General features: G+C 31.1%; 23 protein-coding genes. 9 read left to right on the top strand and 14 right to left on the bottom strand.

Translation table 11 applies throughout. The features are described 5' to 3' along the window. Nucleotides 1–41: 41 nt before the first annotated feature. Nucleotides 42–1,226 carry a lipid II flippase MurJ gene (locus tag ACMAYL_RS09250; RefSeq protein WP_412471004.1) on the top strand — a complete coding sequence of 395 codons (1,185 nt, stop codon included), beginning with the start codon at nt 42–44 and terminating at the stop codon, nt 1,224–1,226. A gap of 12 nt (nt 1,227–1,238) precedes the next feature. On the opposite strand, the gene ACMAYL_RS09255 is transcribed toward ACMAYL_RS09250, so the two are convergent. The 3 genes from ACMAYL_RS09255 to ACMAYL_RS09265 are packed head-to-tail and all read right to left on the bottom strand — an operon-like array spanning nt 1,239 to nt 3,892. Beyond that, complete coding sequence (locus ACMAYL_RS09255; RefSeq protein WP_412471005.1) at nt 1,239–2,429, bottom strand: glycosyltransferase; 1,191 nt, start codon at nt 2,427–2,429, stop codon at nt 1,239–1,241. Further along, nucleotides 2,419–3,144: a methyltransferase domain-containing protein gene (locus ACMAYL_RS09260; RefSeq protein WP_412471006.1), complete on the bottom strand. Its 726-nt coding sequence runs from the start codon at nt 3,142–3,144 to the stop codon at nt 2,419–2,421. The genes ACMAYL_RS09255 and ACMAYL_RS09260 overlap by 11 nt, the downstream gene beginning before the upstream one ends. Beyond that, a complete protein-coding gene (locus ACMAYL_RS09265) occupies nt 3,134–3,892 on the bottom strand; it encodes a TauD/TfdA family dioxygenase (protein ID WP_412471007.1) in 759 nt (252 codons plus the stop codon). Before ACMAYL_RS09265 ends, ACMAYL_RS09260 begins: the two co-directional genes overlap by 11 nt. 65 nt (nt 3,893–3,957) lie before the next feature. Between ACMAYL_RS09265 and ACMAYL_RS09270 the strand changes: the two genes are divergently transcribed. Continuing rightward, the gene (locus ACMAYL_RS09270) at nt 3,958–5,022 is read left to right on the top strand and encodes a DegT/DnrJ/EryC1/StrS family aminotransferase (protein ID WP_412471008.1); all 1,065 of its coding nucleotides are present in this window, start codon (nt 3,958–3,960) and stop codon (nt 5,020–5,022) included. A 21-nt stretch (nt 5,023–5,043) separates the two neighbouring features. Beyond that, on the top strand, nt 5,044–5,718 hold the full coding sequence (locus ACMAYL_RS09275) for a WbqC family protein (RefSeq protein WP_412471009.1): 675 nt from the start codon (nt 5,044–5,046) through the stop codon (nt 5,716–5,718). Here ACMAYL_RS09275 and rfbB read toward each other — a convergent pair. Genes rfbB through ACMAYL_RS09290 form a run of 3 tightly spaced genes read right to left on the bottom strand, consistent with a single transcriptional unit; the run spans nt 5,687 to nt 8,819 of the window. Continuing rightward, on the bottom strand, nt 5,687–6,688 hold the full coding sequence (gene rfbB / locus ACMAYL_RS09280; protein ID WP_412471010.1) for a dTDP-glucose 4,6-dehydratase: 1,002 nt from the start codon (nt 6,686–6,688) through the stop codon (nt 5,687–5,689). The genes ACMAYL_RS09275 and rfbB overlap by 32 nt on opposite strands. Beyond that, nucleotides 6,681–7,550 carry a glucose-1-phosphate thymidylyltransferase RfbA gene (rfbA, locus tag ACMAYL_RS09285; RefSeq protein ID WP_412471063.1) on the bottom strand — a complete coding sequence of 290 codons (870 nt, stop codon included), beginning with the start codon at nt 7,548–7,550 and terminating at the stop codon, nt 6,681–6,683. The genes rfbB and rfbA overlap by 8 nt, the downstream gene beginning before the upstream one ends. A 9-nt stretch (nt 7,551–7,559) precedes the next feature. Beyond that, complete coding sequence (locus tag ACMAYL_RS09290; protein ID WP_412471011.1) at nt 7,560–8,819, bottom strand: nucleotide sugar dehydrogenase; 1,260 nt, start codon at nt 8,817–8,819, stop codon at nt 7,560–7,562. Between the two features lie 57 nt (nt 8,820–8,876). Here ACMAYL_RS09290 and ACMAYL_RS09295 point away from each other — a divergent pair, with 57 nt between their 5' ends. Beyond that, complete coding sequence (locus ACMAYL_RS09295; RefSeq protein ID WP_412471012.1) at nt 8,877–9,986, top strand: glycosyltransferase family 4 protein; 1,110 nt, start codon at nt 8,877–8,879, stop codon at nt 9,984–9,986. A 1,100-nt stretch (nt 9,987–11,086) separates the two neighbouring features. Here the strand turns inward: ACMAYL_RS09295 and ACMAYL_RS09300 are convergent. The 8 genes from ACMAYL_RS09300 to ACMAYL_RS09335 form a co-directional block, all read right to left on the bottom strand. Further along, the gene (locus ACMAYL_RS09300; RefSeq protein WP_412471013.1) at nt 11,087–12,265 is read right to left on the bottom strand and encodes a hypothetical protein; all 1,179 of its coding nucleotides are present in this window, start codon (nt 12,263–12,265) and stop codon (nt 11,087–11,089) included. After that, nucleotides 12,265–13,272, bottom strand: a complete 1,008-nt coding sequence (locus ACMAYL_RS09305; protein ID WP_412471014.1) for a hypothetical protein — start codon at nt 13,270–13,272, stop codon at nt 12,265–12,267. The genes ACMAYL_RS09300 and ACMAYL_RS09305 overlap by 1 nt, the downstream gene beginning before the upstream one ends. 173 nt (nt 13,273–13,445) lie before the next feature. Next, nucleotides 13,446–14,447 (bottom strand): polysaccharide biosynthesis protein, encoded by a 1,002-nt coding sequence (locus ACMAYL_RS09310; RefSeq protein WP_412471015.1) that lies wholly within the window; start codon nt 14,445–14,447, stop codon nt 13,446–13,448. Nucleotides 14,448–14,460: 13 nt separating this feature from the next. Beyond that, entirely contained in the window at nt 14,461–15,588 is a 1,128-nt protein-coding gene (gene wecB / locus ACMAYL_RS09315) for a non-hydrolyzing UDP-N-acetylglucosamine 2-epimerase (RefSeq protein ID WP_412471016.1), read from the bottom strand. Further along, nucleotides 15,579–16,451: a dTDP-4-dehydrorhamnose reductase family protein gene (locus ACMAYL_RS09320; RefSeq protein WP_412471017.1), complete on the bottom strand. Its 873-nt coding sequence runs from the start codon at nt 16,449–16,451 to the stop codon at nt 15,579–15,581. Before ACMAYL_RS09320 ends, wecB begins: the two co-directional genes overlap by 10 nt. A 2-nt stretch (nt 16,452–16,453) precedes the next feature. After that, complete coding sequence (locus tag ACMAYL_RS09325; protein ID WP_412471018.1) at nt 16,454–17,479, bottom strand: SDR family oxidoreductase; 1,026 nt, start codon at nt 17,477–17,479, stop codon at nt 16,454–16,456. A gap of 13 nt (nt 17,480–17,492) precedes the next feature. Beyond that, on the bottom strand, nt 17,493–18,557 hold the full coding sequence (locus ACMAYL_RS09330) for a glycosyltransferase family 4 protein (protein WP_412471019.1): 1,065 nt from the start codon (nt 18,555–18,557) through the stop codon (nt 17,493–17,495). 44 nt (nt 18,558–18,601) lie between these two features. Then, nucleotides 18,602–19,816 (bottom strand): UTP--glucose-1-phosphate uridylyltransferase, encoded by a 1,215-nt coding sequence (locus ACMAYL_RS09335; protein ID WP_412471020.1) that lies wholly within the window; start codon nt 19,814–19,816, stop codon nt 18,602–18,604. A gap of 84 nt (nt 19,817–19,900) precedes the next feature. Between ACMAYL_RS09335 and ACMAYL_RS09340 the strand changes: the two genes are divergently transcribed. The 5 genes from ACMAYL_RS09340 to ACMAYL_RS09360 all read left to right on the top strand — a co-directional run bounded on the left by ACMAYL_RS09340 (nt 19,901) and on the right by ACMAYL_RS09360 (nt 24,370). Then, nucleotides 19,901–21,091 carry an O-antigen ligase family protein gene (locus ACMAYL_RS09340; protein ID WP_412471021.1) on the top strand — a complete coding sequence of 397 codons (1,191 nt, stop codon included), beginning with the start codon at nt 19,901–19,903 and terminating at the stop codon, nt 21,089–21,091. After that, the gene (locus ACMAYL_RS09345) at nt 21,084–22,112 is read left to right on the top strand and encodes a glycosyltransferase family 4 protein (protein ID WP_412471022.1); all 1,029 of its coding nucleotides are present in this window, start codon (nt 21,084–21,086) and stop codon (nt 22,110–22,112) included. Before ACMAYL_RS09340 ends, ACMAYL_RS09345 begins: the two co-directional genes overlap by 8 nt. 276 nt (nt 22,113–22,388) lie before the next feature. Next, nucleotides 22,389–22,658, top strand: a complete 270-nt coding sequence (locus ACMAYL_RS09350; RefSeq protein ID WP_199177559.1) for a helix-turn-helix domain-containing protein — start codon at nt 22,389–22,391, stop codon at nt 22,656–22,658. A gap of 46 nt (nt 22,659–22,704) precedes the next feature. Beyond that, nucleotides 22,705–23,427, top strand: a complete 723-nt coding sequence (locus tag ACMAYL_RS09355; RefSeq protein ID WP_412471064.1) for a polyprenol monophosphomannose synthase — start codon at nt 22,705–22,707, stop codon at nt 23,425–23,427. 4 nt (nt 23,428–23,431) lie between these two features. Then, nucleotides 23,432–24,370, top strand: a complete 939-nt coding sequence (locus tag ACMAYL_RS09360; RefSeq protein ID WP_412463521.1) for a glycosyl transferase family 90 — start codon at nt 23,432–23,434, stop codon at nt 24,368–24,370. The last annotated feature ends 201 nt before the right edge of the window (nt 24,371–24,571 follow it).

Raw genomic sequence — 24,571 nt, forward strand, 5'->3', positions numbered from 1 at the left:
ATTCATTATTACGAAGTATATCAGGTAGCTCTATTGCAAAATTGATAGGATTTGGAAAAGAAATATTGATTGCATCAATTTTTGGTGCAACTGGAAGCTTAGATATATATTTATATAATTTAACATTTATTATTGTTCCTGTTGTTATTTTGATGAATGGTGTTCAGGCTACTTTTATTGCTGAATTACCAAAGACAAGAAACGAAAAATTCTTTTATACGAATACTTTCTTATATAATACAATTTTTGTTTTAATGATTGTTATCATTTGGGCTCTTATTGGTAAGAACTTTTTGAATATAAATTCAAATCTTAATAGTATATATTTTTTTATTCCTTATGCAATTTTAAATTCCATGCAGATTATTTTGTATGGTTACTTACAGCATAAGAGAGAGTTTTTAAAAAACGCTCTTATTCCATGTGTAACTCCTGCTGTAGTTCTTTTATTGTATTTTTTTAAAGATCCTGATGTTTATTACATATTAAAGTTAATGATGTTGGGCCAGTTTTTAGAGGTTTTGATTTTATTTTATTATAATTCAATTGATTTAAAACTTATTGGCTTTCGTAAGTACAACTTAAAAAAATATATATTTTTATTAGTCAAATCTAAACATATTATAGCGGGATTTTTGATTGGTGCGTTTGTACCGATGATAGAGGGAATGATTTTGACTGGAAATAGAGAAGGAGAGCTGTCAATACTTTCATATTCTAACAAAGTACCTTCTGCGATTTCCTCTGTTATAGTAGCGTGCTTAGGGACAGTCGCCTTACCATACTTTTCTGGAAAAAATTTGAATTTTATTGTACAGAAAGTTAGAGTACATATTAAAGTGTTAATTTTTTTAGGTTTATCAATTCTACTTTTTAGTATAGTTCTTTTTTTTATTTCACCCTTATTAGTGGATTTTATATTTTCAAATAAAGCTCTTTCTGTTGTAGATCTTTCTAATATAGCTATTGTCCAATCAGTTTATTTTCTTCATATTCCTGTACAGTGTTTATTGATGATATTAAGTAGAATTTTAATTGCGATTGAGTTAAGTCGAATAATTATGCTAACAATGATTATTTCATATTTATTGCAATTGTCAGTTTATTATAATTTTAGAAATAGTTTAAGTGCCGAGGGGATAGCTTCTATTTCATTAACAATATCAATCATTAATGTTTTAGTGATTTTCGTACTGTATTTTTTCTTAAGAAAAAAGAGTTCTTAATGGGAGAATGCTTTATAGTTTAATAATACTATGTGCAAAACTATCAGAGGAAAAAAATTCTGAAACATAATTTCTCGAGTCTTCTGCTGTTTTAATTCGTTCATCCAGTTTGGATAATCTAACAAGATGATTGTATATTTCAAATTCATCGGATGCATGACAGATTGGAGATTTCGTTTTTGTTACCTTTTCAAATATTTCAGGTCTCGCGTGAGCTATTAATGGGCGTCCCATTGCCATTGCGTCTAAACCGGCCATCCCAACTACACTACCTGGTCCAAAGTGGTCTGCAACAATATCTGATTGATAGTACATTTCGAATAATCTCTTTTGGGTAACTGTATCTAACCATGTTATGTATTGATCTACATTTAACTTTTTTGCTAGATCTCTAGTTTCCTTCCAATCTTTCCCTTTTTTAAATGCTATTAGTTCAATTTCTTTGCTGTAGTTATCAGTGTATTGTTTTAATGCTTTTATTAGTAGGTCATTTCTTTTGTTGTCTAACTGCGTATATGATGGATCATCATTTAAATCTTTCCATACATGTCTGGCAGTGTGGATTACTACAATTTTTTTATTTTGATTTGTTGGTGGTATATAGATACGCCTGTCACAGTCAGTCATCATAAAACATGTTTTTATAATATTTGTATTTTCAGATATGTCTTTTAGGGTTTTGTCTCCTTCCGGAATAATTCCTGTTGGAAAATAATTATATCCTATTGAGTTTTTTATAGCATACCTTTGAAATAGTGAGCATAGAGCTAAGATCAAGCCTTTTATAAAACCTATAAACGGTCTGTTGTTTTTTTGTGTGAGTCTAAAAATTTTTTTCGGGATTGAGTAAATATCTATATCTGAACCAGTAAAAAGACAAAAGTATTTTTTGTTACTCCTTAGTTTAACAAAATTAAACCAAAGATTGTTAACTAATATTAAATCGTATTTCTTTAAGGCTTTAGATAGTTCTTTAGATTTCTTTGTAGGAATCCAAAATGATAGAAAAGGATTATTGACTCCTGTTATGTTAATTATATTTAGATTACTAGGTGGTTTGTCTTCATAGTTCATAGGATTATGGAGTTGATCTTGAGAATCGTAATAAAGATCTACTGTGTCTACATATTTAGCCAGGGCTAGAGCTAACATATATGGATAATTATTTGTATTACCTATGACTGCAATTTTATTATTTTTCATTTTTAATAATTAATCCAAAAGACGAATAGCAAGAACTAGATTTATCAATAGGTCCTAGAGCAAGAGCTAGCATGTTAAGTAATGGGCAAAGTAAAAAATATATTGGTATTAAAAGAATTTTTAATACTTGTATGGATCTTCTGTTTTGTATTTCTAAAGATGCAAGTGTGAAGATAGTTGAAGTTGTAAATATATTTCCAAACTCATTCTTTTTGATCGTTTTAAAATTGTGCTCTTTTAATTTATTTACTAAGCCTTGGATTGTGTATCTTCTAAAGTCGTAGGGTTGCCCGTGAGCATAAAACATGAATGGCATTGTAATAATAGCCTTTCCTCCAGGCTTTAGTACTCTTTTGAATTCGCTGAGAACAAGATTGATGTCTTCTACGTGTTCAAGTACTTGAGTTGATATTATAGAGTCTATTGAATTATCTCCAAGTTCCAATTCGTAGCCATTTTTTATCAAAAGTACTTCATTGTTGTTTTTGTAGATATCTGCAGCTATATAGCTATTATCTTTAAATAAACATTTGTATGGTGAAAGGCCACAGCCATAATCTAATACTAATCCATTTAAATCTTTAGAATATTTTTTAAGCCATTTATTATGGTGATATGTCGTTAAAAACTGAAAGTGAAAAATATTAAACCACGGGTTTGTTCCACCAATTTTATTTCTTATATTTAAAGATTGTTTAAGTATATTAATTAGCATTTAGTTTCCACATTGATTGTAATAAAACTCTATCCCCTTTATTATTTGCTTCATATGAGTTTCTTGCATGTAGTAATTTTACGTCTGCAAGACATAAGGCATCACCGGTGTTCAATTTTATTGTTTGTGTTATGTCTAATACATGTGAACTTTTAAGATAATTGAAAAACTCATCACACATATTATTAATAGTCTTGTTCTCTTTATTTGTTCTATAGTAGTTCCAGTGTATAAGCTTTTTCTCTAGATTTATTATTGGGCCTCTGTATTTATAATCTGTAGTACCTTTTTGAATATCTACATTGATTGATGTTAGCTTATTTAATAACTCTGGATTATTTAATTTTAAATTATCAATTAAGTCATCTAGTGGAATAATAAATTGTTCTCCACCTGTTATAGCTTGTTTTTTCATTATGAAAAAATTTATGGGAGATGGGTTTTGGAACCATGCATTGTCAGTATGGAAAGGTTGTGATGTATTACTGTGCGCGTACGTGTGACTGTTTAAGGGGTCGTAGCTTATTTCCCACCAGTCTGCTGAGACAAGAGTGGAGTCTATCTGATAGTGTCTAGTATCTCTTGATAGCTTGCAGGTATTTGTTAAAAACTCTGACCATTCATCTATGTTATATTTGTTTAAGGCATTCCTGATAATAAGACAATCGTGATGATCTTCCTTTCCAAGAGTGATTATCTTCATTTTCAAATCATTAAGGTTATATTCAATTGCATTCAGTTCAATCATAGATACTCCTTGCAATATCTTATATTTTAATGATTAAATCATCAATTATAAATATGGAATTCTAAATGAATATTAATGTTGTAAAACCCTATATCCCAAATATTGAAAAATATGAGTCTTTGATTTCTAAAGTTTTAGAATCAAATAACTTCACGAACAATGGACCTTTTGTACAACTGTTAGAGGAGAAGCTTAAGGCCTTTCTTGATGTTGAAAATGTTATTTTAGTATCTAATGGTACAATTGCACTACAGTTATTATATAAGGCTTTGGGAATACGTAAAAAGGTATTAACAACACCTTTTTCTTTTTTGGCTACAATGAGTAGTTTAAAATGGGAAGGAATAGAGCCCATATTTACTGATATTTGCTATGAAACATTTAATCTTTCTCCTAACTTAGTTAGTAAGGATGACCTTTTAGATGTTGAAGCCATTTTACCTGTCCATGTTTTTGGTCAACCATGTTTTCTTGAAGAGTTTGAATTTATTGCTAAAGAGAATAACGTTCATTTGATATATGATGCAGCTCATGCTTTTGGTGTTACGAAAGAGGGGAGAAGTGTACTTTCTTATGGAAAAGCCTCCACTTTGAGTTTTCATGCAACTAAAGTTTTTCAGACAATAGAAGGTGGAGCGATTATTACTAATGATACTGATTTAGCTGATAAATTAAGAAGCCTTCGTTCATTTGGAGTAGTTGATATAGAAGGCGAAAAAGTATTTGGTATTAATGCAAAGATGAGTGAAGTTCATGCTGTTATGGGGATTTCACAGCTTGATGTTTTTGAAGATTCTGTTAATAGAAGAAAACTTATTTATCATAAGTATAAAAATCAATTGAATGATAGATATATATTTCAAAATCTAAATATGGAAGTTGAATGGAACTATTCATATGCACCAATATTATTCAAATCTGAAAAAGAATTGAATGCTAAAATGTTGTCTTTGAATGCATTGGATATATATCCTAGAAGGTACTTTATGCCTTCACTAGATACATTAATAAATAGTTCAAATATTTGTAATATTTCAAGAGATATTTCATCTAGAATTTTATGTTTACCTTTATTTGCCGACTTAAGTGATAATGATGTTGATAGAATTATAAAGATTTTAAAAGAGTAGGTATTTATTAAAACAGCAGTTATGCAACCATATTTTTTACCATATCTTGGTTATATACAATTAATAGCAAGTGTTGATAATTTTGTGATTTTTGATGATGTGAACTTCATTAAAAGAGGTTGGATAAACAGAAATAATATAATAGTTAATAAAGAAAAAAAGCTGATTACATTAAGTTTGAAGAAAGCTAGCATTAATAAAAAAATTAATGAAATTGATATTTGTTCTGATTCTATCGAAAACTTAAGAAAAACTCTTCTTCATTCATATAGTAAGTCTTTATATGGAATAAAAATGATCGATTATTTATTTTCTAAGGATATCTGTCAAAATACTTCATTATCTATTTTTTTAGAAAATCAACTTAAAAAAGTTACAAGCTTATTAGATCTCAAAACCGTATTTTATCGTTCGAGTGAATTTAAAATCTCCAGTGAACTTAAAGGGCAAGATAGAATAATTGAAATTTGTAAGGCTTTAAAAACTACTGAGTATTTTAATTTACCGGGTGGGCGGGATTTGTATTCTGATGGCCCATTTAATGATAATGGGATTGACTTGAAATTTATAGAGTTACCAAGCTTTGTTTATGAACAAGGCACGGACTTATTTATTCCTTACTTATCAATTATTGATGTGTTATCAAACTCTTCAATAAGTGAAATTAAGAGTTATTTAGATTCAAAAAATGTTTAACTGTCTCTTTAATTCCTGTTTCGAAATCAATACTAGGCGACCAATTTAAATTATTTTTAATTTTAGTAGAATCTATTGCATACCTAAAATCATGTCCTAATCTATCTTCAACAAATGTTATAAGTAAGTTGTGATCATTTTCACGTTCTGGTAAAAGTTCATTAATAATATTGCAAATCAATTTTGCAATTTCAATATTACTAATTTCCGTGTTTCCTCCAATATTATATTTTTCTCCGTTTTTGGCGTTGTGAAAAACTGTGTCAATTGCTCTGCAGTGGTCAATTACATGTAGCCAATCTCTAACATTTTGCCCACTTCCGTAGATTGGAATCGGTTTCATTTCTAAGGCATTTGAGACAATTTTTGGAATTAGCTTTTCTCTATGTTGGTAAGGACCGTAATTATTTGAACAATTTGTAGTGACTGTATTAAGTCCAAATGTTTTATGATAGCTTCTAACAAGCATGTCCGATGCAGCTTTGGATGAAGCATATGGTGAATTAGGTGCATACTGTGAAGATTCAGTAAAATATCCATCTTTTTCTAAAGAACCATATACCTCATCTGTTGAGATATGATGGAACCTTGATGTATCTAGTTGTTTATTCTTTAACCAGTATTTGTAGCTAGCATCTAATAAATTAAATGTTCCGTTTATATTTGTTTTAATGAAAGATTCAGGGCCATTGATGGAGTTATCTACGTGTGATTCTGCGGCAAAATGAATAATATCCGTAATATTATATTTTTCAATTATTGAATATATTTTTTGAGTGTCACATATATCTGCTTGAACAAAGTGGTAGTTATCTCTGTTTGATAATGCTTGGTTATTATCTTCATTCGCTGCATAGGTAAGCTTATCTACATTGATAATTTGATAATCTTTGTATTTATCTATGAAATAGTTGATAAAGTTTGATCCAATAAAGCCTGAACCGCCAGAGATAAGGATATTTTTACTCATACTTTATGACCCTTTTTAAGTACGTAGAATATGTGTTGTCTTTCAATTTCGTTATTAGGTTTATAATATCTTCTTTTGTAATCCATTTCTTTAAAAAAGCTATTTCTTCTAAACATGCTATTTGTAAACCTTGTCGATTTTCTATGGCATGAACAAAATTGCTCGCTGCTAGTAGTGCTTCATGCGTACCAGTATCAAGCCATGCTATACCTCTACCTAGGATTTCCATATTAATATTCTTTTCTTTAAGGTAAGCATTATTTATACATGTAATTTCTAGTTCTCCACGATCTGAAGGAGTAACATTTTTAGCTTTCTCAATTACGCTATTATCGTAGAAGTATAGGCCAGTAACAGCATAATTAGATTTTGGATTTTTTGGTTTTTCTTCTATTGATGTTACATAGTATTGGTCATCAATTTCTGCTACTCCATATCTCTCAGGGTCATTAACATAATATCCAAAAATTGTTGCTCCTGATTGTATCTTAGAAGCAGACTCAAGTTTTTCTCTTATTCCTTGCCCATAAAAGATATTATCACCAAGTATTAGACAAACAGACGAGTCGCCAATAAATTCCTCTCCAATGATAAATGCTTCAGCTAATCCTTTTGGTTCATCTTGAATTGCATACTCTAAATTGATGCCGAATTGCGATCCATCACCTAAAAGCTCTTTAAATGTATTTAAGTCTCTATTTGTTGTAATTATTAGAATATCCCTTATATTCGCAAGCATTAAAACGCTGAGAGGGTAGTAAATCATTGGTTTATTATAAATTGGCAGTATTTGCTTAGATACTGAGAATGTAGCAGGGTACAATCTAGTCCCTGTACCACCTGCTAGAATGATTCCTTTCATGCTCATATCTTACAGGCTCCAATAGGTTCCGTTATGAAAACCTTTAAGGAAGTTTTTAACATCTAGAATGATTGTATTGTCATTGATTATATTTTTTAAATATTCTTTCGAATAGATATTATGGGCTACGGCGCCAATAATTAAATCTGTTTTTTCAAGTTTGCTTATGTCTTTTGTTATTTCAAGTCCATATTCATGTAGAGCTTCTTCTGCAGATGCTTCAGGTTCGTGAATTTGAACTTTAATACCATAAGATTTTATTTCGCTTATAATATCTACAACTTTCGAATTCCTTAAATCAGGGCAGTTTTCTTTAAAAGTGAGGCCAAGGATAGTTATAGTTGTACTAGCTAGATTAATCTTGTTCTTTATCATTAACTTAATTGCTTTTTCTGCAATAAATTTTGGAATATAGTCGTTAATTTTTCGGCCACTTAAAATAACATCTGGATGATAACCAAGTTGTTCAGCTTTGTGAGTAAGGTAATACGGATCTACTCCGATACAATGACCACCAACTAAGCCAGGCCTAAAGTTAAGAAAGTTCCATTTTGTACTTGCTGCTTCTAGGACTTCTAAAGTGTTGATATCCATTTTATCAAAAATAAGTGCAAGCTCATTTATAAGAGCAATATTTACGTCACGTTGAGTATTTTCAATAACTTTAGCAGCTTCGGCGACTTTAATTGATGATGCTTCATGGACCCCTGCAGTGACTACACTCGCATAAGTTTCAGAAATAATTTTGAGGGATTCTTCACAGCAACCGGCCACAACTTTGGTGATTTTTGTAAAAGTATGTTCTTTGTCGCCAGGATTAATCCTTTCTGGCGAGTATCCCACCCAGAAATCTGTACCATGTTTGAGGCCAGATAACTCTTCAAGTATTGGAACACATACTTCTTCAGTGACTCCTGGGTAAACAGTTGATTCATATACAACGATATCACCTTTTTTTAATGCTTTTCCTACTGTATTACTTGCACCAATTATTGGTCTGAGATCTGGCTTTTTAGAATCGTCGATAGGTGTTGGTACTGCCACGATATGGAAATCAGCAGTTCTAAGATCTTCAATTTTATTCGTAAATTTAATGTTTATATTTTCGAAATCTTCAAAATTAATTTCATTAGTTGAATCTTTTTTAGCGTGTAATTCATTTATACGTGCTTCATTAATATCGAAACCAATCACGCTTGTTTTTTTTGCAAAGTTGACGGCAACCGGTAGGCCCACGTATCCTAATCCAATAACAGAAATATTTCTCATATTTTACCTTTATAAACTTAAAATAATTTAACAAGATATTAAATAAAAAGAGGTCGTGTGTCTAATAATATAGGGGTGGTTGCATCAAATGCCTGGTATGTATATAACTTCCGAAAATCAATGATTCGTGAACTAGCTTCGAGATTTGATAGTGTTCATGTACTTGTTGGTTATGATGGCTTTGAGGGGAAGTTAGGGGATTTGGCACCAAACGTTAAAGTGATTAATAGTTCTTTAGAGAGAAAATCTCTAGGGATTGTGTCAAATCTTAAACTGCTCATGTTCTATTTGAAATATTATAATTGTCATAAATTAGATGTAGTTATGAACTTTACAATTAAACCTAATGTATTCAGTGGCGCGGTGTGTAAACTTTTAAATATTCCCTATATCAATAATGTTACTGGCCTAGGTACTGTTTTTATTAATAAGGGAATGGTCAAATCTTTAGTTGTTTTGATGTATAAGTTAGTATTCCCTTCAGCAAGGGCTATTATTTTTCAAAATGAAGATGATTTTGAACTAATAAAAAATGAAGGGGTAAGGCCTCATAATTTTCAACTTATAGAGGGAAGTGGTGTTGATATTACAGCTCTAATTCCTTCTGGGAATAATACCTCGGATAGAGAGTTTGATTTTTTATTCATTGGTAGAATTATAAAAGATAAAGGGATATTCGAGTTTATTAATGCGAGTAAGGATATTCTAAATATATTTCCCAATGCAAAAATTGGCATTGTCGGAAATATAGATATTGGGAACCAGGGGCATATTTCGAAAAGTGCGCTGGTGAAAATGCTAGATGGGTCTTCAATCGAATATTTAGGTTTTTCCGATGATGTAGCAACTATTTTAGATAATACAAAAGCTCTTGTTTTACCATCATATAGAGAAGGGTTATCTAGAGTCATGATTGAGGCAGCATCAATGAAGTGTGTACTATTGGCAAGTGATGTTCCTGGGTGCCGTCAAGTAATTAGTAATAAGAATGGTATTACTTTTGAAGCAAGGTCAAGTGATGCTCTATTTAAAGGTATGAAAAAGTTTTTAAGTCTTTCTACGAAAGAAATTGATGAAATGGGTGAACGTAGTAGGGAACTTGCGATTAAAAGATTTTCTACTAAAGTTATTAACGATAAACTTTTTAAAATACTCTTTGCTGAATGAATGTGTTGTATATTTAGTGATTAGTAATCCAATGATCCATGATTGTATTATAAAGTAGCTATTTAATTTAGTCGGTGTGTCGAACGCAAAAAATGGAGATAGGCTTGCTAGAATAAATAACTGGTTCGAAAAACAATTCATTAAAATTAATGTATAAAACAGAGTTGCTAATCCTCCGATTATAACTATATTTCCGAAAAGTGCATTGTGTATTGTAAATTTGTACTTTGTAATAAATGAAACTTCATTACCGAATATTATATTTTTATCAATGTTCTCAATGAATTTATCTAATTGATATATTCTTGTTAACTTTGAGGGATGATATATATCAAACTTACCTCTTTTAATTGTATTGTGTTTTACTTCTCTATCTTCAAGTTTTAATGCTAGTTTTTGTCCCTGGATTAGCTTCGATTTTTCCATTGAAAATGTAATTAGGTACTTATAACCAAATGTCATTACTATTGGTGTTAGTATGACGACTAGGATTTGTACTACTTTTTTCTGTTTATGAAATAGATTATAAAAATTTAGAAAGTATGAAGCTGTAATAATAAGAGCGGATAGTATTGTTCCGTAAGATAATGTTAAGAAACAACAGAAGATTAATATAAGTGCATGTAGATACTTTCTTCTGAAGAGCATTATTGAATAATAGAGACATAGTGAAAATCCGGCATGATTAGGATTCCCTAATCCGAAGTTTCTAGATTGATACCAGCTATAAAAGATGCCTTTTAAAATGATGATAGGAAAAATAAAGTCTAATATTTTGAAGCTTGTTTCTTTATTTATTTCCGTTTTTCTTAACACTATAAGAGAATAGGTTACCATTAATATCGATATGAAAGTTAATTCAAAGAAACCTGTATAGAAATAGCTACATATTGATATGATAATTAATGATATTAATTGTATATAGTCATTTGTTTTAAATTCTTTAATTTTATTAAATGTTGTAAATAGTAAGAAGATAAATGTCGTAATGAAAATATACTTAGGAGCCAATGTATTATGTGCCTCTTGGTTAAAATTTAAGCCATGTGGTAAAATCATTGGTAATGCTAGGTAATAAAAAGTTGGGTTTTTCAATATCTTCATTCAATTATCACCTTATATAAAAAAATAACTTTTATAAAATGAAAACAAATACTAAGTATAGAGTAGCTTAATAAGTAATAATTAAAATCACTATTATAACCTAGATAGATTAAAACAATTCCTTTAATAAAACTTTCTGATAATTCTATTTTATTAAATAATGTTAGTTTTTTCTTTATTTTAAAACAGCTAATTATAAAGGCGTTAGTGATATTTGCAATAACGATAGGGGATAATATAAGGGCCATCCCTGAAACTGTGCTCCATTTACTAGGCAAAATATTAAAAAAATTAAAATATGATACGGTACCTATTGAAAATCCCGTAATAAGTGAAATAGCGAGTATTGTGAAATAAAACCTAATGGTGAAATTTTTGAATTCATTCTTATCTTTATTAAGTTGATACTTTTCAAATATCTTAGATAAACCTTCGCCCATAAAGTTTGCCGGCAGTTGTATTACTTTTGTTGCGAGAGTGACCAAACCAAGTTTGGTTAATCCGAAAAAGATTGTTGTAATATAATAGAAGCCATTATTTGAAATGTTTTGAAGAATTCTATTTGCAGTTAAATTTAATAATGCAGTGGTGTTTGCTCTGTATGTTTCAATCGTTTTAATGATTGAAAATTTAATGTTAAATTTATTTTTTAAATTACTTTGAATAATGTAAGTCGTTTCTGAAATAAGTTTCGACAGGATTAATGAGTTTGGAATATTTTTAAAAGCCAATTGTAATATATTGTTAATTAAGCCTCTTACTCCTGATATTATTGCTTCTTGCTTAAACTCAGAGTTTCGAAAATATGTTTCCCTTTCTATTAATTGATTAGAAGTAACAAATGCTAAGAAAGGTAAAAATATATAGAAGTAATAATCATTTAAAATTAGGACAATAAGTAAGCATACTATGGTTGTAATGATAAACATTATGAATGATAAGTTTTGTGCAAAGTGGTAGAAATTCTTAGCTTGCTTATCATCAGGTTCGATTATAATTAAAGTTTCAGATCTTAGTGTATAGAGTGTCGCTAATATTGAGCTTATTAATAATAATAAAGAGTAATTACCTAGATCTTTAGGTGTATAGTAGATTGAAATGATTATCGAAGATATAATGGATGTAACTTGTAATGTGGCATTACCTGATAATGTGTAGAGTAAGTCTTTTTTCACTAGTTTGTATCTCTATTATACAAATTATAAGTTAACTCTAATGTATCCGGTGTACTATAAAGTCTACCATTAAGATTTTGAGTAGATTTAATAAAGTTATTGATTTTTTCAAGATTTGTATCTATAGGTTCTTCAATATCAATGCTTAAACTTGCTTTACATAAATCATACTTTTCAAGAATAGATTTACTTAAAGAAGAATTCTTATAGTAGTTTATAATAGGTTTTTGAAAAGCCATGTATTCAACAATTTTCCCTGGAGACTGTTCTATAGATGTTTGATTGTCTATATTGATAAGAATATTACTGTGTTGAATGTAATTAATTAAATTTTCTTGTGATAAGTTTCCTACGTATTCCAAGTGGCCACTGCTTTTGACCATACTTGAACAATCATTTAGATTACCAGCAATTGTAAAGATAGTATTTTGCAAGTGTTTATATATCTCTATAACTTTTTCTGGATTTCTTATCTTTCTATAGAGAGAACCACCAAAGAAATGATAATCATGTTTATTGTTATTGTACGGAGAATTGAAAGATCTTAAGTCAGTATCTATACCTATCATTGTTGGTACAAATGTTGTTTTGTTAACAAATTGATTGAAGCATTTTTTGAATTCTTTAATTTTATCTTCGCAAACAATCGCGTGGTCTGAGTTTTTTAGTACAAATTTCTCTGTCAGATAATTTATTTTTCTTCTTAGAATATTAGAACTGTCTTTACTTGTTAGATAGAAACCATCGATAAAGTGCGCTGTAAAGTGCACTTTGTTTTTAAAAAATGACTTAATAATGGCACTACAAAGTATAGAACTGAAGGGATACCCTACTCCAACTATTCTTATTTTTTCTTTCTCAAATAATAATTTACCTACGAAATATATGATTACTTTTATAGACCAGAAGATCCCTCTATCAGGCCAAAGTAAATTATTAAATATCTTTTTGAGAGTTCTTTTAGACTCCGTATTCTTGTAAGAAATAGGTTTGAATAATTTATCCACAAGTGAAGGGATAACGATAACATTGTCCTCCGAAATCGTTGAAAGTCTACTTGTAACAATATTCCAGTTATTATTCTTGAGATACTTCGAGTTAAGTAATCTAACACGAGTCCCTGCTGAGGAATGAATATGTGAATAGCTGTAAGAAATAATATATTTCTTAATTGTTAACACTATTTTAGTTCCTTCAAGCTTTTAAGTAGTCCTAGCATTTCATTTGTATCAAGTCTTTCTGTATTATGAGAATTATATTCTGTAGCTTCTGATATATTTTCTTGGCCATTATCAAAGTACTTTTCATAGTTAAGACTACGACTATCTGGGATAATTCTGTAATATCGCTCTAGCTCTATAGCATTTACCATTTCTTCTCTTGTTAATAGAGTTTCATAGAGTTTTTCACCGTGGCGTGTACCGATAATGTTGATATTTGTCTCAGGTGAGTTTTTGAAGACCTTAACAGCTTCCGCTAAAGTCTTAATTGTTGCTGCTGGAGATTTTTGAACGAAAATGTCACCATTTTCTCCATTCTTAAAAGCAAATATTACAAGTTCTACAGCTTCTTCCAGTGACATCATAAAACGTGTCATGTTTGGATCAGTGATTGTAATAGGTTTACCTTCCTCAATCTGAGAGATAAAAAGAGGAATTACAGATCCCCTTGAAGCCATTACATTTCCATACCTAGTACCACAGATAGTAGTCTTTGAGTTATTTCCAATGCTTCTTGCTTTAGCTACAAATGTCTTTTCCATGAGGGCCTTGCTCATACCCATAGCGTTGATTGGATAAACAGCCTTGTCAGTACTTAGGCAAATAACTTTTTTAACTTCATTATTAATGGCAGCTGTAAGTACATTTTCTGTTCCAAGTATATTTGTCTTAACTGCTTCTAGCGGATAAAATTCACAAGAAGGTACTTGTTTTAGCGCTGCTGCATGAAAAACATAATCCACACCAATCATTGCAGAGTTGATGCTTTGGAAATCTCTAACATCTCCAATATAGAATTTAATTTTCTCATTATTATACTTCTTTCGCATATCATCTTGTTTTTTTTCATCTCTAGAAAAAATACGAATTTCATTTAAATTAGTATCCAAGAAGCGATCAAGAACTGCATTACCAAATGATCCTGTTCCACCAGTAATTAATAAAGTTTTATTTTTAAACATATTGTCCTCTCTATTATAGAGTTTTTTTCCAAGTTGTTCTGTTTATATAGCCAGTATAGCTTTGAATTACTTTGATTACTTGATACGATATATTTTGATTTGAATAATCTTCAATATCGCTGTTTTTAAATTCTCTTGATTGCTCAATGGCAATATTTATTGAATTAATTACGTCATCTGGTTTTAAACCTGACATAATTAATGTTCCAGCATCCATCCCTTCTGGTCTTTCATGGGCTTGCCTGATAGTAATAGCAGGAAACTTAAGAAGGCTGGATTCTTCAGTTATAGTACCACTATCAGAAATAGTACATAAGGAATTTATTTGTAAATTATTGTAATCGAAGTACCCAACTGGCTTCATGAATTCTATTAGAGGGTTAAACGAAGTATCATTAAGGGATTCTAGCTTTTTCCTTGTTCTTGGATGTGTAGAGACGATAATTCGTTTATTGAAGCTTGTAGCTACTGTGTTTAAAGAATCTAAAAGATCTTTAAAGTTTTCAGGATTATCAAGATTTTCTTCTCTGTGTACGCTTACTAAAAAGTAGTCCTTTTTAGAGAGTTTAAGTTTATCAAGAATTTTACTTTTATTAATACTTGGTAGGAATTTATTTAAAACTTCCGTCATAGGGCTTCCTGATTTAATTATTTGCTCTGGCCTTAGTCCCTCATCTATTAAATACCTTCTAGAATGCTCTGAGTGTACAAAATTAATATCTGAAAGATGGTCTACGATTTTTCTATTGATTTCTTCTGGAACACGTTGATCAAAGCATCTATTTCCAGCTTCCATATGGAAAATTGGGATTTTCAATTTTTTTGCTGCTAGTACAGAAAGGCAGCTGTTTGTATCGCCATAGAGTAAAAGAGCATCAGGCATTTCTTTTTCTAAAACTTCACCGCTTGCTTTAATAATTTCTGCTATTGACTCTATCGCACTACCTTTTGCAGCGTTAAGAAAGTGATCAGGTTGTCTAATCCCTAAGTCATTAAAGAATACTTCATTAAGTTCATAATCGTAATTCTGTCCAGTATGTACAAGAATGTGATCGAAAAATTTATCTATTAATGGAATTACTCGACTCAGTTTAATAATTTCTGGTCTAGTTCCCACGATAGTCATGACTTTTAAAGGCATTGCTCTTTCCTTTTGTCTTTTAAGTTTTGATAGTCTTGATGCATTTCTGCTACATATTCATCCCAGCTCCTAGGCTTAAAATGAATCAGTTGCCTCAGCTTATCTGAGTTAAGACTTCTGTCTATTTCAAATTCTTCATCTTTATGAATTGTAATATTCTTATTGTATTTTTTAGCAATTATGTTTAATAAGTCATACTTGTTAATTGGATCACTAGATAGATGGTAGAGACCATGTATTTCGTTCTTCATTAGCTTCTCAATTAAGTATTCGTCGATTATCTTAGCTATCGAAATAGTAGGGAAACCTGAATAGATAGCCTTGCTAAATCCATTACATTCATTTTTTTGTGATAAAAACCAATCTACTAATGAAACGCATGTGTTGATTTCATGTCCTATTATAGAGGTTCTCAATGTTAAGGCATTTAAATCATTAACGACTTCACCAAGTCTTTTCGTGGTACCGTAAAGGTCTACTGAATCGGGCGTATCTGTTTCATGATAGTTTCCAACTTTTCCTGTGAAAACACAGTCTGTACTAAAATGAATCATTTTGGCTTTGTGTTTTTTACATATTTCTAATAACTGATGTGGCCAAAGAGCGTTCGCTCTAATTGATATAATACTATCTTTAGAATCTTTGAGTTGTTTAATTATACCAACACAATTAAGTACTATATCTGGTTTGAATTCGTTTAGAAGCTTATCAAATTTTTCAAGGTCACTTATATCATAACCTTCAAGAGCATCTTTTGACCAGCTCTTAGAACGTGATGTCGCGATTGTCTCATATTTATTGCTGAAGTAACGATAGAGTGTGTTACCTAGCATTCCATTTGCGCCAACGATTAATAATTTCATTCCTAGCCTTTGAATTGTTTGATGTACCAAGGAACTGCTTCTTGAATTCCTTCATCAATTCTAACTAATGGTTCATAACCGATAATAGTTTTTGCTTTACTTATATCAGCTTGTGAATGACGTACGTCACCTGCTCTAAAATCTCTTTTAGTGATGACTGATTGACTTAATATATCGTTGTTTTTTAAATGTTTTCCTAGAAGAGAGAGGAGTTCATTTAATGTCGTCCTATCTCCAAGCGCGATATTGAATGCACCTGGGAACTCTTTATATTTTGTTGTTGCCGCCAGTAAGTTAGCTTGAACCACGTTCTCTATGTAGCAAAAATCTCGACTTGTCTCTCCATCTCCATTAATAAAAAGTTCATCATTATTTATTAATGAAGATGTCCATTTTGGAATTACTGCAGCGTATGCACTATTTGGATCTTGTCGTTTTCCGAAAACATTAAAGTATCTCAATCCTGCGGCATAAAAACCATATGTTTTCGCAAAGACTTCAGCATATTTTTCATTTGTTAGCTTCGTTAATGCATAAGGTGAGAGAGGCTCTCCAATCTTATGTTCAATTTTTGGTAGATCAGGGTGGTCTCCATATACTGAACTGCTAGAAGCGTAAGTAAAACTTTTTACTTTTGCATCTTTCGATGCATTTAACATATTTAAAAACCCACTAATATTATTTTCATTAGTATTAATCGGATCAGCTATAGAGCGTGGGACAGAACCAAGAGCTGCTTGGTGTATTACATAGTCTGAGTCTTCTACGGCCTTAATACATGTTTCTTTATTTCTTATGTCACCATTAATAAATGAGAAATTATCCCATTGTTCTTTTGTGATACTATCTCTAATTTCATCTAAATTATGCTGGTGACCTGTCGAGAAATTATCTAAGCCGATAACTTTTTGATTCAGTTTTAAAAGTGTTTCTGTAATGTTAGATCCAATAAAACCTGCACAGCCAGTTACTGTCCAAGTATATTGATTTTCTAGAAGATTATTTTTAAGTAGTTCGAATTGATTCATAGTTGACTCTTTTTCAATTTTCAAGAATTGATGATTTATTGGTTTTATTAAAATTTCTAATTAGTAAGAGATTAACAGCAGTATAAGTAACAACGAATAATGTAGGGATAATAATTTTTCCACTTATTTGATTTAGTAAAACACAAATAATAATACATATCGTATTTACTAAAAATAAGATGATTGAACTCTTGATATGGCTATATCCTCTCTTAAGAAGAATATGGTGTATATGATTCTTGTCCGGAGTGAATGGGCTTTTTCTTTTGGAAATCCTTATAATGAAGACTCTTAACGTATCAAGAATTGGAATAAAAAATAAACTTATTGCAATTGTAGGTGCAGATCGAAACGAAAAGTTCAAACTCTCTGAAGAATGATTTAAATTAATGAATTTAATAATTAAATATGTAATAGTGAGGCCAAGTAGTAAGGATCCTGTATCTCCCATAAATATTTTTGCTGGTGTTTTATTATAAATGAGAAATGCAATTACTGAACCAATTATAGATAAGGCAATTGAACCAAATAGTGAAAATTCATTTGTTATAAACCAGAAGCTTAAAAAAGAGCAAGTAGATATTGCGATTAAACCAGCTAGCCAATTTATACCATCAATCAAGTTAAATGCATTTACAAGACCAATTATTGTTATAAATGTAAAAATATAAGACTCTAAAGGGTCTAGTTCATATATTCCCAGTGTTCCATAAAAGTTTGTAATTTTTGCTTTTGCTAATACCATGAGAATAATTGCGCATATTGCTTGAATAGCTAACTTATTTCTCGCAGATAGGATAAAAATGTCATCCTTTAATCCTAGAAAGAAAATTATCATTTGTGTGACAAGAAGATATTGTAAGTTTGCAAACTCATTATTTGGTGTAATTAGCATTATAGAAAACATCATACCTAGAAAAATTCCAATTCCACCTAGGTTAGGTATTTTTTGTGTATGACATGAACGCTCATTTGGATTTGCAAATATAGTAGCTTGATTTGCAAATTTTATAAGGATTGGCATTGTAAAATAAGATACAAGGAAAGAGAGTAAAAATATTAAAAAATATTGAATCATAACAAACCAGTGACTCACTATCGTGTTGAGTCAGTAACCCTTTTTTATTCTTTTATAAAATGAAAAATTTGTTCATTTAGTTTTAGGTTAGAGATAATATATTCAAAGTCATCTTTTGATTTTATAGGATTAAAAAACTTTCCTCTATTCTCTCTGTTAACATTTAAAATATGGACAAATTTCTTGTCTATCAATCGGGCCAACCGATCCGAGTTCAAGAGCACCGAACCCATCGCACCTTCAAGTTGTAAAAACTCACCTTTTTGATTTTTGATCAAATCAGGAAGTGCTATTTTATAATCTTTAACTGCATTAAAATTAACGAGTACTAAATTCGTATTAAAAAAAGCGTCATCATCTTCTTCACGAAGTCCAAGCTTTTCAAAATATTCTAATTGGCCAGCTTGTTCAGCTTGGGCTTTTTCAATAATTGTAAGATAGGTTTTATCGCCCTCTGTCTTTAGAGCGATTTGACCACCCTTCATATCTCTTTCTGTTTTAGTCGTTGTAACCATAACAACTGGAATATTCTCTGTGAGCATCCAATTAACGATAGCACGATCTGGAGTTGAGCTTAAGTCTTCACCATTTCCTATACATGCAATTAGATTGTCTCCTTCAGGCCGCGGTCCTTTAAAAACTTCATAACCAAAAATTCCATGACCAGCAGGAGCAAGATGCTCAGTTGTAAGCTCTCCATTTTTAATGGTAGGCAGCTTTTGTTGAACAACAGGTTCAAGACGTGTGAAACTTTCGTTTAGTAAGCTAGTGTGTTTCTTCCACAGTACATCAAGAATAGGTTTAACTTCATTATTAACTAGGTCCTGTAGGACCACTTTCTTGAATGAGCTTGTTTTCTTTGAAGCCTGAATAATTTGTGCTTCTGCAAGGCTAATTGCTCCAAATTCTTTAGTTTCAAGATAGAGATCGGTTGACTTTGAGCCTGGTGTTGTACGTCCATACTTTTTTAAGTAGTCCGAACGATCAAGGCTTGATCCGAGTCCACCATGCATCTTCCTAAGCCAAAGAGTACAGTCAACAATCTCCTTTGTTGAGTAGCGTTGTTTGATGTCTTCATATGAATGAAAAGGTAGTTCATCTCGAAGAAGCTTTCTTGGAGCTATAGCAGTAGGGTAGACTCCTGTGTCATTATCAGGAGTAGCAATAGTAAGCTGTTCAGCTCTCTCGTTTAACTGAGAAAGTAAACCCTCAAAATATTCAAGTTCAATTGAGTTTTTAATAAATTCTTTTAAATTCATAGAAATAGATATTATCAGAAGCTATTTAGTAAATGAAACAATAATAGCTTTACTAACGTAATTTGGAAGATTTAACATCATCTTATGAATCTTCTCATTTTTTTTAGTATTATTTTCACAACTATTGGAATTTGTTTTTCACCTACATTAATAGGAGTAGCTGATTTATTAATCTTTTTTTCAATTATTTTATCAGTCCCCCTTGTTGTTAAGCACAAAATTAGATTACCAATTCCAAATAAGTTCCTTATTCTAACTTTTATCATTGCTTGTATTTCAAGTATGATTGTTATACCTGACATAGCACTAGCTTTAAAGGCTATCAAAAAAGCTCGTTATTTCCTGTTTGGCGCGTTGAGTTATTATCCTTTCTATTTTTTCTTCTCTCGTAAAAACGATTTAAAGAACCTTTTTAAAAAATACTATCTTCGATTTTTCGTAGTATGTTTTGGTCTTTCATTTGCTTATGGTCTTTATCAAGTTTATCAAATAGAAGGAAGTATTTTTGCCTTATTGCGCGGTGTGCGAATGGCTGGCTCAATTCATATTACAAAATTTGCATATATAAGTTCTTTCACAGCTAGTTTGGCAATTTCATTTATCTTTCTATTAAACTTAGATAAGAAGAATAAAATATTTAGTATCACTCTTTCTGTTTTGTCTGTTGTTGGAGTACTGACATCAAAAACTAGAGGTGCACTGTTGTCACTATTGGCAAGTTTGAGTGTGGGGATCTATTTCAAAAGTAAAAAACTTGCATTTATAATTTTTGGATTCTTAGCTATTTTGGTTGGGACAATGATTGTGATTAGTAACACTAGTTATAGTGATTCAGTTAGAATGCTAACATTAAAGAACGATTCTACTTTACATAGAATAGCGCTTTATAAATCTGGTGTAGTTATTTTTAAGGAAAAGCCGTGGTTAGGATTTGGTTATCGCCAATCAGTAAACGAAGTACCTAGAGTTGCCAAAGAATACAAGATTGAAAATTTATTTTATCCAGAAAGAATCCACCACACATTCTTAGAAATTGCTGCCGATATTGGTATCTTCGGCTTATTAGCATTTTGTGGCTGGTTTTTTTCATGGGGATACGTAACTTTAGTAAGTCCTTCTGCATTTACAAAATCGACCCTAGCACTTGTCGTAAATGCTTTTGTCTGTGCGCAATTCGATGTTTTTAATCAAACTGTAATGTTTGCTTTCATTTTACTAGCTTTTAATATGAGTCTTGTAACTGATAGGCTAGCGAGGAATAAGCTTAATGAATGATGTAATTATCGATTTAGAAAGACTTAAGGATTTTCACTCAGGCCTTGGGCAATTCTCGCATCATTTATATAAGAATATTTCTTCTATGACTAAAGCGAGCTATCTGATTGATCGCTCTAGCGCTGATTTGTTTTCAAAGGATGACACTCTTTTTTATACAAATCCTTTACAAAAACTGGGGTTGTTTCTGCCTAAAGCTAAGGTGTGGCATTCGACTCATCAGGATTCATCATATTTTCCTTATAGTAAGAAGCAGAAGACGATCTTAACGGTTCATGATTTAAATTATATTCATCAAAGAGCTCACCGAAAAAATAAGGTAGAGTCTTACATGAAGTATATTGAAAAAAAATTGAAGTATACGGACATTCTGACTTTTATTTCTGAAAGTACAAAGAAAGATTTTGAAAAGTATTTTGATATATCGAATATTGAAAATCATATAATTTACAATGGGCTTACACTCGATTTAAGTTCTGAGCCGAAGAAGCCTGATTTCAATTTTGAAGGTGATTTTTTATTCACCATTTCTAAGCTTCTCCCAAAGAAGAATATTCACGCTATCTATCCACTAATCGAAGCTAATCCAGATTTAAAGCTTATTATCGCAGGTGATAATTCAACTGGGTACGCTAGTGAACTAGTTGAAAGAGCAAAAGAGCTAGGTATCTCTGATCGTGTATTTCTAATCGGAAAGGTTTCAGAAGGTGAAAAATCTTGGTTATATGAGAATTGCAAGGCCTTTTTTATGACAAGCCTTCTTGAGGGATTTGGCCTTCCTGTTCTTGAAGCTCAGTATTTTAATAAACCAGTTTTTATAAGTAATAAGACTTCTCTTCCAGAAATTGGTGGTGATGCAGCTATTGCTTTTGAATCATTCGATGCTGATTCGATGCAGAATTTATACAAGTCTACAATGGAGACGTTTGACGCTAGTACTTGGGAAGCCAAGTGTAGAGAGAACTTGAATAGATTTTCTTGGGAATTAAGCGCACAAAAGTATATCGAATTATATAAGTAAGAAAAAATATTCAGTTTAATGCATAATTTTTATTCCTTGGAGTGCATATACAAACTTCATATTTACGTTTTATGCACACAAGTGAATATTTTGTGGATAATGCTTAGATATATGCACTTAAGTACATATTAGATTGAAGGCCGTGATTTATATTCACTAGAGTGAATACTTGAGTGCTTCGATATGCATTGTAAGGAATAGTCGCACAAAATTTGATTCATGTTATAATTATAAGAAATCAATATCTGTTTTACGGATGAAACAGGGAGAAACTTAATGAGTTATGACAACTTAGACCTCGAGTTTTTTGAGTATGCCAAGACGGCCATCAAACAAAACGATTACTATGACATTGACCTTAAGGCCTTAAGAAAATCACTCGGTTTGAAACAAACTGATCTTATTGGTATTGATCAGCCGGATGTTTCAAAAATTGAAAGTCGTCTTGATTTAAAATTATCGACTTTAAATAAGTATGCCAAGGCGTGTGGGCTTGAGATGGAGATCGTATTTAAGGCTAAAAACTCTGGAAAATTGGTGCAATAAACGATATCTTGAATCCTCATAAATTATGGAGAAATCAGTGAATCAACTGCCTTGGAACAAGTCGTTAATTATCATTCCTACTTATAATGAAATCATGAATATCGAGCGCATGATCGATACTATCTTTGAAAAATACCCAAAGGTATCTCTACTTATTATTGAAGATGGCTCACCAGATGGAACGGCCGATATCGTGAAGAAGAAAATGGAAACAAATTCAAATCTTCACATCATTGAAAGAAAAGGAAAGCTTGGTCTAGGAACTGCATATATCACAGGGTTTAAGTGGGCCCTTGAAAGAGAGTACGATTTTGTCTTTGAAATGGACTGTGATTTTTCTCATGATCCAGACTCAGTAAAAGATCTTTTAGCTGCTGCTCAAGAAAATGATCTTGTCATCGGTTCACGCTATATTGATGGAATTAGAATTATCAATTGGCCGTTTAGAAGACTATTACTATCATACTGTGCTTCAATTTATACGAGATTCATGACAGGTATTCCTGTTCAAGATACGACTGGTGGATTTAAGTGTTTTACACGAAAAGCTCTATCATCTCTGAATCTAGATGGAATAATTTCTAATGGATATATCTTTCAACTAGAGCTTAATTATAAGGTTTGGGCAAAAGGTCTTTCAGTAAAAGAAGTTCCAATCATTTTCTATGAACGTCGTGATGGACAATCAAAGATGGGTGGCGGAATTATTTTTGAAGCTTTCTTTAACGTAATTAATTTAAGACTTAGAAAGATTTTTGGTATTTTATAAATAAATGAAACACTTCTATTATATAAAAAATGCTTTTAAATTTCTGATTCCAAAATGCTGGTATCAAAGCAAAGCACGTAAAATCTTAAGTGCTTATGAGCAAACGCCAGATCAATATATTGAAGATCGAGTCAGCTATTATAATAAGTTAAAAGAACCATTTAAGTTAGAGCTCGAAAATGAAAATACAAATAGAAGACATATTCCTCACGCATTAAAAATTAAAGATTTTAAAAAAGTAGATGGTACAACATACTACTTTGATATTCTTGAGATCATTAGAAACTTCTCTGGCAATTATATGTTTCGTTATGAAGCAGGTGATGTCATTGAAGCACCAACAATTCCAACTATCGTAAAGAGTAGGCCTGTTGTCGACAATGAGAACTCTGTTGTTTTAAAACTTAATAAAGTGAGGCACTTTAATTTCATACAAGACAAAATCTCATTTGAAGAGAAGCTTGATAAAGTTGTATGGCGTGGAACTAATACAATGCCACATCGAGATATTGTCATTAAGCAGTTCTACGATCATCCACTATGCGATATCGGACAAACAGCACCTAAAAAAGATGTTGCTTGGCTTAAAGATTTTCTAAGTATTGAAGATCAACTTCATTATAAATTCATACTATGTATGGAAGGTAATGATGTTGCTACAAATTTAAAGTGGGCCATGTCTTCTAACTCTCTTTGCATTATGTCGAAACCTAAATATGAAACTTGGTTCATGGAAGGTAGATTAGTGGCCGGCAAGCACTATGTAGAAGTGAAAGATGACTACTCTGATCTACCAGAGAAAATCGAATATTATTTAGCACATCCAGAAGAAGCAAAGCTCATCACTAAAAATGCAAATGAGTGGGTAGAGCAGTTTAAGGATGAGGATAGAGAATTTCTAATCTCACTTTTAGTTGCAAAAAAATACTTTTCATTACAGTAAATTCAGTAAGATACTCCATTAATAGTAATTATTTTATAGTTGTCCTGTCATAATTACAGCTACTTACAGTATCAGTTATTCCAATTTGAAATAAATCATTCCACTTTCGAAAAAATCGAGAAATTTCACTTACGAAATTTTATTTATGTCCCATCAAATACTTAACAATAAGTTTTATTAATAGTTTTTACAGTGTTCATA

The sequence above is a fragment of the Halobacteriovorax sp. RT-2-4 genome (assembly GCF_047085445.1).
Lineage (GTDB): Bacteria > Bdellovibrionota > Bacteriovoracia > Bacteriovoracales > Bacteriovoracaceae > Halobacteriovorax_A.